We start from the raw sequence: 14,751 nt of genomic DNA, 5'->3' as shown, positions 1-14,751 counted from the left end.
TTCGGAAGCAATTATGGCCTTATTACAAATTAGTGAGCCGGGTCTGAGTGCCGCGCCGCACCAGCGTCGTCTGGCGGCGGGTATTGACTTAGGCACCACCAACTCGCTGGTCGCTACCGTGCGCAGCGGCCAGGCTGAAACGCTGCCTGACCATCAGGGCCGCCATTTACTGCCGTCCGTGGTGCATTACCAGACGCAGGGGCACGTTGTGGGCTATGATGCGCGCGACCGCGCCGCGCAGGACCCCGCAAATACCGTCAGCTCCGTTAAACGCATGATGGGCCGTTCTCTGGCCGACATCACTGCGCGTTATCCGCATTTGCCCTATCAGCTTCAGGCCAGTGAAAACGGCCTGCCGATGATTGCAACGCCTGCGGGCGTGCTGAATCCAGTGCGTATCTCTGCCGATATCCTTAGCGCTCTGAGCGCCCGTGCCAGTGAAGCGCTGGCGGGTGATCTGGACGGCGTGGTGATCACCGTTCCGGCCTATTTCGATGACGCCCAGCGTCAGGGTACCAAAGATGCCGCGCGGCTGGCGGGTCTGCATGTTCTGCGTTTACTGAATGAACCGACCGCGGCGGCGATTGCCTACGGTCTGGATTCCGGCAAAGAGGGCGTGATTGCCGTCTACGATCTCGGCGGCGGCACCTTTGATATTTCCATCCTGCGCTTAAGCCGTGGCGTATTTGAAGTGCTGGCCACCGGCGGGGATTCGGCGCTCGGCGGCGATGATTTCGATCATCTGCTGGCCGATCATTTCCGCGAGCAGGCAAGCCTGACCGACCGCAGCGACGACCGTGTACAGCGTCAGCTTCTCGACGCCGCCATTGCCGTTAAAATCGCGCTGAGCGATGCCGACCGCGTCGCCGTTGAGGTAGCAGGCTGGAAAGGCGAGGTGACCCGCGCACAGTTTAACGATCTCATTTCCGCGCTGGTTAAGCGTACCCTGATGGCCTGCCGTCGCGCCCTGAAAGATGCGGGCGTGGAAGCCGAAGAGGTGCTGGAAGTGGTGATGGTCGGCGGTTCTACCCGCGTACCGCTGGTGCGTGAGCGCGTGGGCGAATTCTTTGGCCGCACGCCGTTGACCTCCATCGACCCGGATAAAGTCGTTGCCATCGGCGCAGCGATCCAGGCGGATATTCTGGTCGGCAACAAACCGGACAGCGAAATGCTGCTGCTGGACGTGATCCCGCTGTCGCTGGGGCTGGAAACCATGGGTGGCCTGGTCGAAAAAGTCATTCCGCGTAATACCACCATTCCGGTGGCCCGCGCGCAGGAATTCACCACCTTTAAAGATGGTCAGACCGCGATGTCCATCCACGTCATGCAGGGCGAGCGTGAGCTGGTGCAGGATTGCCGCTCTCTGGCGCGCTTTGCCCTGCGCGGTATCCCGGCGCTGCCAGCGGGCGGGGCGCATATTCGCGTCACCTTCCAGGTCGATGCCGATGGTCTGCTGAGCGTGACGGCGATGGAAAAATCTACCGGCGTGGAATCGTCCATTCAGGTCAAACCGTCCTACGGGCTGACCGATAGCGAAATCGCCGGCATGATTCAGGACTCCATGAGCTACGCCGCGCAGGATGTCCAGGCGCGGATGCTGGCGGAGCAAAAAGTCGAAGCCGCGCGCGTGCTGGAGAGTTTGACCGGCGCGCTCGCTGCCGATGCCGCGCTGCTAAGCGCCGCAGAGCGTCATGTTATTGACGAGGCCGCAGATGATTTACGCGTTGCAGCCGAAGGCGATGATACTGACGCAATAGAACAAGCCATTAAAAATGTTGATAAGCAAACCCAGGAGTTCGCCGCTCGCCGCATGGACCAGTCCGTCCGCAGCGCGCTGAAAGGCCACTCCGTGGACGAGGTTTAATATGCCAAAGATTGTTTTTCTGCCTCATCAGGATCTCTGTCCCGATGGCGCAGTTCTGGAAGCTGAGACTGGCGAAACGATTCTTGACGTTGCCCTGCGCAACGGTATTGAAATCGAACACGCCTGCGAAAAATCGTGCGCCTGCACGACCTGCCACTGCATTGTGCGTGAAGGGTTTGACTCCCTGGCGGAGAGCACGGAAGACGAGGACGACATGCTGGATAAAGCCTGGGGGCTGGAGCCGGAAAGCCGCTTAGGCTGCCAGGCGCTCGTCACCGATGACGATCTGGTAGTCGAGATCCCTCGCTACACCATTAACCACGCGCGGGAGCATTAAGATGGGATTGAAGTGGACCGACAGCCGCGAAATCGGCGAGGCGCTGTATGACAGCCGTCCGGATCTCGATCCGAAAAGCGTGCGTTTTACCGATCTGCATCAGTGGATCTGCGAACTGTACGATTTCGATGACGATCCAAACGCATCCAATGAAAAAATTCTGGAGGCGATTCTGCTAGTCTGGTTAGATGAAGCAGAATAAGTTGTCGGGCTGCCTTCGGGCGGCCCTTTTGCATACATGGGCTAATAAAAAAGGATAAAACGATGACAACCGACGCCATGAAAATTACGCTTTCCACGCAGCCCGCCGATGCGCGCTGGGGTGAGAAAGCCGCTTACAGCATCAACAATGACGGCATTTCCCTGCACCTGAACGGTAAAGATGACTTGGGCCTGATCCAGCGTGCGGCGCGTAAAATCGACGGGCTGAGCATTAAACACGTCCAGCTGGCTGGCGAAGGCTGGGATGCAGATCGCAGTTGGGCCTTCTGGCAGGGCTATAAAGGGCCGAAGGGCAGCCGTAAAGTGGAGTGGGCGACACTGGAAGCCGCAGAGCAGAAAGAGCTGGATAGCCGTCTGAAAATCATCGACTGGGTGCGCGATATTATCAATGCCTCAGCCGAAGAGGTTGGCCCTGAGCAACTGGCTCAGCGTGCGGTGGACCTCCTGTCCGGCGTGGCGGGCGAGCAGGTCTCTTATCGTATTACCAAAGGTGAAGATCTGCGCGAGCAGAATTACCTCGGTCTGCATACCGTGGGCCGCGGTTCCGACCGTCAGCCGGTGCTGCTGGCGCTCGACTTTAACCCAACGGGCGATAAAAACGCCCCGGTTTACGCCTGTCTGGTAGGTAAAGGCATCACTTTTGACACCGGCGGCTACAGCCTGAAACCGAGCGCCTTTATGGACTCGATGAAATCCGACATGGGCGGCGCGGCGCTGGTGACCGGGGCGCTGGCATTCGCTATTCAGCGTGGTCTCAACAAGCGCGTGAAACTGTACCTGTGCTGCGCTGATAACATGGTCAGCGGTAACGCATTTAAGCTGGGCGATATCATTCATTATCGTAACGGCAAAACCGTTGAAGTGATGAATACCGACGCCGAAGGCCGCCTGGTGCTGGCAGACGGCCTGATTGACGCCGCGGCGCAGAAGCCGGAGCTATTGATTGATGCTGCAACCCTGACCGGGGCAGCGAAAACCGCGCTGGGTAATGACTACCACGCGCTGTTCAGCTTTGACGATGCGCTGGCAAACCGTCTGCTGACGAGCGCGCAGGCGGAGAATGAGCCGTTCTGGCGTCTGCCGCTGGCCGAGTTCCACCGTAGCCAGTTGCCGTCAAACTTTGCCGAGCTGAACAATACCGGCAGCGCCACCTATCCGGCAGGCGCAAGTACCGCCGCCGGGTTCCTGTCGCACTTTGTGGAAAATTATCAGCAGGGCTGGCTGCATATCGACTGCTCTGCGACCTACCGCAAAGGCGCAGTGGAACAGTGGGCTGCAGGTGCGACTGGCCTGGGCGTGCGCACCCTTGCGAATTTGCTGATCGCAGAGTAAATCGTGTGGCGGGGGCGTGTCGCTTACCCGCCTTACCCACTGTTATGGCAGGTGGCGCATTGCGCTTTGCTTACCTCCCCAGCGAACCGTAGGCCGGGTAAGCGAAGCGCCACCCGGCATTTTTGAAGTAGCGAGCTTATGTCTGACACAAAAAACGAATTAGAAACCCTGCTGGAGCAGGCTGCGACCGAACCGGCACACCGTCCGGCATTTTTTCGTACCCTGCTGGAATCGACCGTCTGGGTGCCAGGAACGGCTGCCGAAGGTGAAGCCGTAGTTGCGGATAGCGCGCTGGATCTTCAGCACTGGGAAAAAGACGATGGAACCTCTGTGGTGCCCTTCTTTTCCTCATTGCAGGCGCTACAGCAGGCGGTCACCGCAGAACAGGCTTTTGTTGTGATGCCAGTGCGCACATTGTTTGAGATGACGCTCGGCGAAACGCTGTTCCTCAATGCCAAACTGCCCACCGGGAAGGAGTTTACCCCGCGTGAAATCAGTCATCTGATTGCGGACGAAGGCAACCCGCTCAGCACGCAGCAGGTGCTGGAAGGGGGAACGTCGCTTCTGTTATCCGAAGTCGCGGAACCACCCGCCCAGATGATCGACTCACTGATTACCCTGTTTAAAACCCTGAAAACGGTGAAACGTGCCTTTGTTTGCTCGATCAAAGAAAGCGCGGATCAGCAGCCAAACCTGCTGATTGGTATTGAAGCGGAAGGGGATATCGAAGAGATTATCCACGCTGCCGGTAGCGTGGCGAGCGATACGCTGCCCGGCGATGAGCCTGTCGATCTTTGTCAGGTCACGGAAGGTGAAAAGGGCATCAGCCACTTTATGCTGGCGCATATCACGCCGTTCTACGAAAAGCGCTGGGGCAGTTTCCTGCGTGATTTTAAACAGAACCGGATTATTTGAATGGAAAGCCGCCCCGAAGGGCGGCACAGACTGTTGACAAACGTGATACCGTGGAATTTTGCCCGGTGGCGCTGCGCTTACCGGGCCTACGTTTATGGTGTAACTTGCTGATATTGTAGATTTTCGTAGGCCGGGTAAGGCGAAGCCGCCACCCGGCAAAACGGCGTGCACAATAGCCAAACAGGTTTGTCATCAACCTCAGCCGCCCTGAAGGGCGGCATCCACGCGAATCTGCGTTTTACTCCGTTGCCTCCAGCAGCAGTAAATCAATTAGCAGCACCAGATTCGATTCAAACGAAGTGATCGCGGCTGCTTCAGCCGCAAAATGCACCGCTTCGTCATACAGCGCGAAATGCAGATCCGCCATGGCAGCCAGGCTATTCGCCGAGGCGCGGGTAAACGCCACCACCGTCATGCCGACATTCCTGGCGATCCTTGCTTTATCCAGCACCTGCTCGGTTTCCCCGCTACGCGAAACGGCGATAAACACCTGATAGCGTGCGGCGTTGCTGAGAAAAATATTGCGGCTGTCGCCGGGGCCGGAAATAAACGCCGCTTTACCCAGTACCTGTAATTTTTTGGTCAGGTATTCCGCGAAGAGATAAGAAAACCCCGCGCCGTAAAGAAAAAAGCTCTCTTTATCGCGCAAAAGAGCAGAGAACCGCTGGCGTTTCTCCATGCTGACCCAGCGAAAGGTCTGCTGATAGTTGGCGACAAAGCGCGCAAACAGCTCCGGCAGATGATCAACCGTGTCAGGGGACGGCTCACGGATATGCGGGGTGTCAGACAAGAGTTGCTTACAATGCCAGATAAACTCGCTGTAGCCGCTAAAGCCCAGCTTCTGACACAACCGTACAATCGTCGCGGTGGAGACATAGGTTCTTTTTGCCAGTTCCCGCACCGTGATATGGCCGACCAGCAAGGGATGCTCCGTCAGGTGCGCCAGAGCACGGTATTCCGCGCGGGTTAATAATTCCCCGCGCGAAAGCAGGGAGGCCAGCCGATTATCCATTACTATGCGGGTTCAACCGGCAAATCGGCGCGTGCGCCCCATTCGCTCCAGGAGCCGTCATAGAGCTTCACATCATTGACGCCAAGCGTTGTCAGGGCCAACACGACCACCGCCGCCGTAACGCCGGAGCCGCAGCTGGCGATGATGGGCTTTCTCAGGTCAACGCCCTGGCCCGCAAATATCTCGCTCAGCTCATCGGTCGTTTTCAGCTCGCCGTTGACCACCAGATCGTTCCACGGCACGTTAAGTGCACCGGGAATATGACCGCGGCGCAGACCGGGCCGCGGTTCATCCGCTTCAGCGTTAAAACGGGCGGCGGGACGCGCATCGACCAGTTGCGCCGTCCTCTCATGGCTGACCAGCATCACGTCGGTCAGTCTTTTTACCGCCTCACTGTCATATTCCGCTTCAAACTCGCCTTCGGACACGCTGGCAACCCCTGACTCCAGCGGGAGATCGTCGCGCAACCAGCCAACCAGCCCTCCGGCCAGAATCGAGACGTGCTGAGCGCCAAACGTGCGCAGCATCCACCATGCGCGCGGCGCAGAGAACAGGTTGCCGTCGTCGTAAACCACCAGATGCTTATCTTTACTCACGCCAAGCTCGCGCATGGCAACCGCAAAGGCTTCCGGGCGCGGCATCATATGGGGCAGGGGGTTGGTATGATCGGAAAGCGCTTCAATATCAAATGAAATCGCGCCGGGGATATGCCCGGCGCGATACTCTTCCACTACGTCACGATCGGTCACTCCCGGAGGTGCCATTCGGGCGTCAATAATCTGGATTTCAGGATCCGCAGCGTGTTCAGTCAGCCAGTCGGCCGCGACAAAAAATGAAGTGGACATGCTTGCCTCCGTTGTATTCATCATCTCTGAATTGTCGGTGTTTTTTCTCACGCCGACAAGCAAGCCCACGGCGAAATTATTTGATCGCCTCCCCATTTTGCCAGGCTTGTTGCAGTTGCGGCCAGTAATCGCGGTTGGCCTCGATCATATCATCGAGGATCGCCTTCGCATGCTGCATGGTCGGAACGGTACGGTTCAGCGTAAAAGCCTGAAGCGCTTTCTCATAGCTTCCCTCAATCGTCGCCTCCACCAGCAACTGTTCTGAAGCAAGTTGCTGCATCAGCAGCGTCTGGTGAAACAGCGGCACTGCGCCCATTCTGACCGGCTCCGGCCCTTCGCTGGTGATATAAGCAGGCACTTCGACCATTGCATCATAAGGCAGGTTAGCAATCGCGCCCTTATTCTCGACGATAACCAAATGGCGCTGGCGCAGATCGAAAGCCAGCGAGCAGGCGACATCAACGATAAACGCTCCGTGCACGCCGACGTGAAACGCATCCGGCAAGATCCCGCTGCGCTTATACTCTTCGGCGGCGGCGAACAGCTTTTTCTCGCGCCCGTTCATCACTTCATTCGCGCGGGTGTAATTCGGATCCTGATGCTCCACGATGTCATTGGGCATCAAATAATATTGCAGATACGGATTCGGCAGATACTCGGGGAAATGATCCATAATCGGCTTAATGTTGCGCCAGGTTTTCACCCACGATGGATCGGCATGCTGTGGATCGGTTTGCGCCGCATCCTCGGTCAGCAGACCGAAACCGGAAATATGACGACGCAGTTCAGGCAGGCGATCTTCGCCATCCACCAGTACGCGCGTAAACCAGCCGAAGTGGTTGAGACCAAAATAATCCACCTGCAATTTATGCCTGTCCACGCCGAGGATCGCGCCCATATTGCGCATTGCCGCTACCGGCATGTCGCAAATGTTCAGCACCCGGGCATTAGGCCGCAGGCGGCGCACGCCTTCAGCGACAATCGCCGCCGGGTTTGAATAGTTCACAATCCATGCTTTTTTATCGGCATAGCGTTCCGCCATGTCGATCAGTTCGACCATCGGCAGGATAGTGCGCAGCCCGTAGGCCAGCCCACCTGGTCCACAGGTTTCCTGACCCACCACACCGTGTTTCAGCGGGATTTTTTCATCCTGTTCGCGCATCTTGTACTGGCCGACGCGCATCTGGGCAAAAACAAAATGCGCGCCGCTGAAGGCGGTTTCTGGATCGCCGGTGACGGTAAATTTAATCGACTGACTGTGATCGCGGATGACTTTTTCTACTACCGGCGCAATGGTATTCTGCCGGGCTTCATCAATGTCGTAGAGGCGAATTTCAGCCAGCGGGAAATCCTCCAGCCGCATCATCAGACTTTTGACGATGCCAGGGGTGTAGGTGCTACCACCGCCCGCGATGGATAAAATAAATGGGGGTTTCAACATTTTTGCCTCCTTCAGAGTACCGACTCAACGGCCTCGCGCATTTTTTTCACATGCAGCCCGTAGACTACCTGAACGTTATTGCCTTGTTTGATGACGCCTTTCGCACCGGTGGCCTTCAGACGCGGCTCGTCGATGGTGGCGACGTCTTTGACCGTGACGCGCAGGCGGGTGTAGCAGTTATCGACGACGTCGATATTCTCGCGTCCGCCCAGCCCGGCGATAATCGCTTCGCCAAGTCCGTCATTCTGGCCTTTTGCCTGGTAATCCTGCTTGCTGTACAGGCGCGTCTCCTGCTCCTCTTCCTCACGCCCCGGCGTTTTCATATCGAAATGACGGATCAGGAAGCGGAAGACCACGAAATAGAGCACCGACATAATCAGCCCCACCACGATGTACATCGGCCAGTTGGATTTCTCCGTGCCGAGCGGCAGGTTGTAAAGCACGAAATCGATAATGCCGTTTGCGCCGATGGCATGAACGCCCAGCAGATAAAACAGCATCATGCCGATGCCGGTCAGTACGGCGTGGACCACAAACAGCATCGGCGCGACAAACAGGAAGGAAAACTCGATAGGCTCCGTGACGCCGACCAGCATCGAGGTCAGCGCGGCAGGGATCAGAATCGCTTTTGCCGCCGCTTTACGCTCCGGTCTGGCGGTGACGTACATCGCCAGCGCGGCGGCGGGCAGACCAAACATCTTACTGATGCCGCGCGCGTCCCAGACCACGGTGCTGCTTAATTGCTTAACGTTCGGGCAGGCCATTTCAGCGAAGTAAATATTACGCGCGCCTTGATACATCGCCCCGCAAACATCTGAGGTGCCGCCCAGTTCGGTATACAGAAAAGGGGTATAGACCAGATGATGCAGGCCGGTAGGCACCAGAATACGTTCAAGAAAACCATAAATGGCGACGCCAAAGGCACCCGAGCTTTTAATCAACAACGCCAGCGTGCTGATGCCCTGCTGGGCGAACGGCCAGATTTCGCTCATCACCACGCCGAGAACAATCGACACCGGCAGCATGATAATGGCGACAAAACAGTGACCGGAGTAAATCGCCATCGCCCCGGAAAACTGCACCCCGGAATAGCGGTTATAAAGGTAGCCGGAAAGCGCGCCGGTCAGGATCCCGGCAAACACGCCCATCTCCAGCACCTGCACGCCCAGCACCATACTTTGCCCGGCGGCGCGCATCTGCTCGGCGGGAGCCAGCGCGCCCTGAAGCTGTAACGTCACGTTCATGGCGTTGATAAACACCACAAACGTCACCAGGCCGATCAGTGCCGCATAGCCCTTATCCCGCGTGGCAAGGCCGATGGGAATGCCCACCGCAAACACCAGCGCCAGATTGACCAGCACCGACACGGCGGATTTGGCAATAAGTTGCCCGATGCTCTGCACCAGTGGATAGCCGAGAAAAGGCAGGTATTCGGCCAGATTACCGTTACCCAGAATGTTACCAAAGGCGATAAACAACCCGACGATAGGTAAGATGAGTACCGGGCCGTAAAGTGACTTGCCGAAGTTTTGTAGGGCGTTAACGGCTCGTTTCATACTTTTCCCTCTGTTATGGAACCGCTCGATAGTACTAACGTAGCAGTCTGTCAGGCTGTTAATTCATCTATCTGATTGTTTTAAAAACAAATGACGTCCGATGTAACATGTTACTTTCCAGAGTGTGAGTGATGTAACAACCTGCAATAGCAAAAAATATCTTGCGATAAAGATTCAACAACCATTATTCGGACTTTTGTATTCCTGAAAGTCGCGCATAATATTGTCAACCGTGATTGACGGCTTTTCGGCCAGGGATTAATAAATGAAACAGTTCCGCCTGACGGCACTAACGCTTACGCTGGTGGCCGCCTTCAGCCTTGCTGGATGCTATGACAATAATAAAACTCAGGCGGCGGCTCCGGCAGCCGCGTCGACCTCAACGACAGAGCAGGCGAAAACGCCACCGGCAAAACCGGATGCTGAACAGCTTAAAAAACTGGCGGCGCAAAGTCAGGGCAAGGCGCTGAATTTGCTGGATGCTTCTGAAGTTCAGCTTGAAGGTGCCGCGACGCTGGTGCTCACATTCTCTATCCCCCTCGATCCCGAGCAGGATTTTTCCCGCACCGTCCATCTGGTCGATAAAAAAGAGGGCAAGGTTGACGGCGCGTGGGAACTGGCTCCTAATCTGAAAGAACTGCGTTTGCGCCATCTGGAGCCAAACCGCAACCTGGTGCTCACTGTCGATGCGGGTGTCACCGCGCTCAACAAAGCGACCTTCGGCAAATCTTTTGAGAAAGCCATCACCACGCGTAATATTCAGCCGTCTGTCGGCTTTGCCAGCCGTGGTTCGCTGCTGCCGGGCAAAGTGGTTGAAGGCCTGCCGGTCATGGCGCTGAACGTTGATAACATCGACGTTAATTTTTTCCGCGTGAAACCTGAATCGCTGGCGGCTTTCGTTAGCCAGTGGGAATATCGCAGCTCGCTGTCAAACTGGGAATCGGATGAACTGCTGAAGATGGCCGACCTGGTCTATACCGGGCGTTTCGACCTCAATCCGGCCAAAAATACCCAGGAAAAACTGATGCTGCCGCTTGGCGACATCAAACCGTTACAGCAGGCGGGCGTTTATATTGCGGTCATGAATCAGGCCGGGCATTACAGTTACAGCAATGCCGCCACGCTGTTTACGCTGAGCGATATCGGCCTCTCGACCCACCGCTACCATAACCGGCTGGAAGTCTTTACTCAGAGCCTGGAAAACGGCGCTTTGCAGTCCGGCGTAGAGGTTATGCTGCTGAATGAAAAAGGGCAAACCCTGGCGCAGGCCACCAGCGACAGTCACGGTCGCACTACGCTGCAAAGTGAAAAAGCCGGAGCGTTGCTGCTGGCGCGTAAAGACGGGCAGACCACCTTGCTGGATCTTAATCTCCCGGCGCTGGATCTGGCCGAGTTTAAAATCGCCGGCGACCCGGGTTTTAGTAAACAATTTTTCATGTTTGGCCCTCGCGATCTCTATCGCCCGGGCGAAACGGTGATCCTCAACGGCTTACTGCGTGACAGCGACGGTAAAGCGCTGGCCGATCAGCCGGTTAAGCTGGAAGTCATCAAGCCTGACGGACAAGTGATCCGCACGGTAGTGAGCAAGGCGGAAAACGGGCTATATCGCTTTAACTACCCGCTGGAAAGCACGGCGGCAACCGGGATGTGGCACATTCGCGCCAATACCGGCGATAACCAGCCGCGCCTGTGGGATTTCAACGTTGAAGATTTTATGCCGGAACGGATGGCGCTGAATCTGACCGCGCAAAAAACCCCGCTGGCCCCGGCCGATAGCGTTAATTTTGACGTGGTTGGCTATTATCTGTACGGCGCACCGGCGGCGAGCAACACCCTACAGGGCAAACTGTTCCTGCGCCCGCTGCGTGAGGCGGTTGAAGCTCTGCCTGGCTTCCAGTTCGGCGATGTCAGCGAAGATAACCTCTCGCGCACGCTGGATGAGGTCAACCTGAAGCTGGATGCGAAAGGTCGCGGACAGGTGAGCACTGAGAGCCAGTGGCAGGAAGTGCATTCGCCGTTGCAGGTACTGCTTCAGGCCAGCCTGCTGGAATCCGGTGGTCGTCCGGTCACCCGTCGTGCCGAACAGGCTATCTGGCCGGCGGATACACTGCCGGGTATCCGCCCTCAGTTTGCCAGCAAATCCGTATATGACTATCGCACCGACGCTACCGTCACTCAGCCGGTGGTTGAAGAAAACAGCAACGCGGCGTTTGATATTGTCTACGCCAATGCGCAAGGGCAGAAAAAAGCGGTTTCAGGGTTGCAGGTTCGCCTGATCCGCGAACGCCGCGACTACTACTGGAACTGGTCCGAAAGCGAAGGTTGGGCATCGCAGTTCGATCAGAAAGATCTGGTGGAAGGCGAACAGTCGCTGGATCTGGCCGCAGATGCCACTGGCAAAGTCAGCTTCCCGGTCGAATGGGGTTCTTATCGTCTGGAAGTGAAAGCGCCGAATGACACGGTCAGCAGCGTGCGCTTCTGGGCCGGTTACAGCTGGCAGGATAATAGCGATGGCACTGGCTCAGCACGTCCGGATCGCGTGACCATGAAGCTGGACAAAGCCTTCTATAAACCGGGCGACAGTATTAAGCTGCATATCGCCGCGCCTGCCGCCGGGAAAGGCTATGCGATGGTTGAGTCCAGTGAAGGGCCGCTGTGGTGGCAGGAAATTGACGTTCCCGCCGACGGTATGGACCTCACTATTCCCATCGATAAAAACTGGAACCGTCACGATCTCTATCTGAGTACGCAGGTGGTTCGTCCCGGCGATAAATCCCGCTCGGCCACGCCGAAACGCGCCGTTGGCATTCTGCACCTGCCGATGGGCGATGAAAATCGTCGTCTGAATATTGCGCTGGATAGCCCGGACAAAATGCGTCCTAACCAGCCGCTGACGGTGAAAGTGAAAGCCAGCGTGAAAGAGGGGACGCTGCCGAAACAGGTTAACGTCCTGCTCTCCGCGGTAGATAGCGGCGTGCTGAACATTACTGACTATGTGACGCCGGATCCGTGGAAAGCCTTCTTCGGCCAAAAACGCTATGGCGCGGATATTTACGATATCTACGGTCAGGTCATTGAAGGGCAGGGGCGTCTTGCCAGCCTGCGATTTGGTGGTGACGGTGACGAACTTAACCGTGGGGGTAAACCGCCGGTTAATCACGTTAACATCATCGCTCAGCAGGCACAGCCAGTGGTGCTGGATGACAACGGTGAAGGTACGGTCACGCTGCCCATTGGCGATTTTAACGGTGAACTGCGCGTGATGGCGCAGGCGTGGACGACGGAAGACTTTGGCAGCAGCGAAGATAAAGTGGTGGTTGCCGCGCCGGTGATTGCCGAAATCAATATGCCGCGCTTTATCGCCAGCGGCGATGCTTCTCGTCTGACGCTGGACGTCACTAACCTGACCGATAAACCGCAAACGCTCAACGTCGCCCTTAAAACCAGCGGCCTGCTAACCCTGGAAGGTGCGCAGCCGAAGCCGCTGAAAATCGATCCAGGCGTGCGCGTTACGCTGTTCGTGCCGGTGAGTGCGCAGGAGGGTTATGGCGAGGGGGAAATTGATGCCACCATCAGCGGCGTTAACCTGCCGGGTGAAAATCTGCCGCCGATGCAAAAACAGTGGAAACTTGGCGTGCGTCCGGCTTTCACGGCACAAACCGTGAATATGGGTACCGTGCTTCAGGCGGGTGAAAGCTGGCAGATACCGGCGGGTGCGCTCCAGAACTTCTCGCCGGCGACCCTGCAGGGCCAGTTGCTGCTGAGCGGTAAACCGCCGCTGAATCTGGCGCGCTATATCCGTGAGTTGAAAGCTTATCCTTACGGTTGCCTTGAGCAGACCACCAGCGGCCTTTTCCCGTCGCTTTATACCAGCGCCGCGCAGTTGAAAACGCTGGGTATTAAAGGCGACAGCGATGAACAACGCCGTGCCGCGATTGACCTTGGCATCTCCCGCCTGCTGCAAATGCAGCGCGCAGACGGCGGTTTTGCCCTGTGGGATAAAGAGGGTCAGGAAGAGTACTGGCTTACCGCTTATGTGATGGATTTCCTCGTTCGCGCCAGCGAACAGGGGTATAGCGTTCCGGCAGAGGCGATGAGCAAAGGCAACAACCGTTTGCTGCGCTATCTCCAGGAGCCGGGGCTGATGACCATTCGCTACAGCGATAACGCTCAGGCGAGCCGCTTTGCGGCGCAGGCTTACGCCGCGCTGGTGCTGGCACGTCAGCAGAAAGCGCCGTTGGGTGCACTGCGTGAAATCTGGGATCGTCATGAACAGGCGGCCTCTGGTCTGCCGCTGTTGCAGCTCAGCATCGCGCTGAAAGCGATGGGCGATGCACCGCGCAGCGAGCAGGCGCTTCAACTGGCGATGAAAACGCCGCGGACCAACAATCACGTCTGGGTGGCAGACTACGGCAGCGTGCTGCGCGATGACGCCATGATGCTGACGCTGTTGAAAGAAAACAATCTGCTGCCAGATCAGCAAAACCGTCTGCTGACAACGCTTTCGGAAGAGGCATTTGGTCAGCGCTGGCTTTCAACGCAGGAAACCAACGCCCTGTTCCTTGCCGCCAGAGGATTACAGGATCTGCCGGGTAACTGGCAGGCGCAAACCTCGCTTGATGCGCAGCCGCTCAGCGCCGATAAAGCGCAGGTGCGGAATGTGACGGCCGATCAGCTATCGGCGCTTCAGGTGACCAACACCGGTAGCCAGCCGCTGTGGCTGCGTCTGGACAGCACGGGCTATCCTGAATATGCGCCCGCGCCGTCAAGTAATGTGCTGCATATTGAACGCCATATCTATGACACCAAAGGGCAGACGAAATCACTGAGCGCGCTGCGTAGCGGCGATCTGGTACTCGTCCAGCTTGAAGTGACGGCCAGCCAGAACGTGCCGGACGCGCTGGTGGTCGATCTGCTGCCTGCGGGCCTGGAGCTGGAAAACCAGAACCTTGCCAACAGCAGCGCCAGCCTTGAAGATAATGCTACAGAAGTACAGGCATTGGTCACGCAAATGCAGCAGGCGGATATTCAGCACGTTGAATTCCGCGACGATCGCTTTGTGGCGGCAGTGGCGGTGAATGAAGGGCAGCCGGTGACGCTGGTTTATCTGGCGCGTGCGGTAACGCCGGGGACCTATCAGCTGCCTGCGCCGCAGGTGGAATCCATGTATGTTCCCCAGTGGCGCGCCACCGGAACGACGAATGGACCGCTAATCGTCACGCCATAA

10 protein-coding genes are annotated in these 14,751 nt (G+C 57.1%); 6 read left to right on the top strand and 4 right to left on the bottom strand.

Going from position 1 to position 14,751, the window contains the following annotated elements; translation table 11 throughout:
- The first annotated feature begins 13 nt into the window (after window positions 1–13).
- From hscA to sseB, 5 genes are all read left to right on the top strand, one after another.
- On the top strand, window positions 14–1,864 hold the full coding sequence (gene hscA, locus ACMGGS_RS22960) for a Fe-S protein assembly chaperone HscA (protein ID WP_414164520.1): 1,851 nt from the start codon (window positions 14–16) through the stop codon (window positions 1,862–1,864).
- Between the two features lies 1 nt (window position 1,865).
- On the top strand, window positions 1,866–2,201 hold the full coding sequence (gene fdx / locus ACMGGS_RS22955) for an ISC system 2Fe-2S type ferredoxin (RefSeq protein ID WP_176917153.1): 336 nt from the start codon (window positions 1,866–1,868) through the stop codon (window positions 2,199–2,201).
- 1 nt (window position 2,202) lies between these two features.
- Entirely contained in the window at window positions 2,203–2,403 is a 201-nt protein-coding gene (gene iscX / locus ACMGGS_RS22950) for a Fe-S cluster assembly protein IscX (protein ID WP_414164519.1), read from the top strand.
- Window positions 2,404–2,465: 62 nt separating this feature from the next.
- A complete protein-coding gene (gene pepB, locus ACMGGS_RS22945) occupies window positions 2,466–3,755 on the top strand; it encodes an aminopeptidase PepB (protein ID WP_414164518.1) in 1,290 nt (429 codons plus the stop codon).
- 138 nt (window positions 3,756–3,893) lie between these two features.
- On the top strand, window positions 3,894–4,670 hold the full coding sequence (sseB, locus tag ACMGGS_RS22940; RefSeq protein ID WP_414164517.1) for an enhanced serine sensitivity protein SseB: 777 nt from the start codon (window positions 3,894–3,896) through the stop codon (window positions 4,668–4,670).
- A gap of 238 nt (window positions 4,671–4,908) precedes the next feature.
- Here sseB and ACMGGS_RS22935 read toward each other — a convergent pair whose 3' ends face one another.
- The 4 genes from ACMGGS_RS22935 to ACMGGS_RS22920 all read right to left on the bottom strand — a co-directional run bounded on the left by ACMGGS_RS22935 (window position 4,909) and on the right by ACMGGS_RS22920 (window position 9,524).
- Complete coding sequence (locus tag ACMGGS_RS22935) at window positions 4,909–5,682, bottom strand: MurR/RpiR family transcriptional regulator (protein WP_414164516.1); 774 nt, start codon at window positions 5,680–5,682, stop codon at window positions 4,909–4,911.
- Window positions 5,683–5,684: 2 nt separating this feature from the next.
- Window positions 5,685–6,527 (bottom strand): 3-mercaptopyruvate sulfurtransferase, encoded by an 843-nt coding sequence (sseA, locus tag ACMGGS_RS22930; protein ID WP_414164515.1) that lies wholly within the window; start codon window positions 6,525–6,527, stop codon window positions 5,685–5,687.
- Between the two features lie 76 nt (window positions 6,528–6,603).
- Window positions 6,604–7,968 carry a 6-phospho-alpha-glucosidase gene (locus tag ACMGGS_RS22925; RefSeq protein WP_414164514.1) on the bottom strand — a complete coding sequence of 455 codons (1,365 nt, stop codon included), beginning with the start codon at window positions 7,966–7,968 and terminating at the stop codon, window positions 6,604–6,606.
- A gap of 11 nt (window positions 7,969–7,979) precedes the next feature.
- The gene (locus ACMGGS_RS22920; RefSeq protein ID WP_414164513.1) at window positions 7,980–9,524 is read right to left on the bottom strand and encodes a PTS transporter subunit EIIC; all 1,545 of its coding nucleotides are present in this window, start codon (window positions 9,522–9,524) and stop codon (window positions 7,980–7,982) included.
- 265 nt (window positions 9,525–9,789) lie between these two features.
- Between ACMGGS_RS22920 and ACMGGS_RS22915 the strand changes: the two genes are divergently transcribed.
- Window positions 9,790–14,751 (top strand): alpha-2-macroglobulin family protein, encoded by a 4,962-nt coding sequence (locus tag ACMGGS_RS22915; protein WP_414164512.1) that lies wholly within the window; start codon window positions 9,790–9,792, stop codon window positions 14,749–14,751.

Origin of the sequence: Superficieibacter sp. BNK-5, from assembly GCF_047456055.1 — a bacterium.
Classification (GTDB): domain Bacteria; phylum Pseudomonadota; class Gammaproteobacteria; order Enterobacterales; family Enterobacteriaceae; genus Superficieibacter.
Note: the sequence above shows the minus strand (reverse complement) of the source record. Positions and strands in the feature narration are given on the sequence as shown.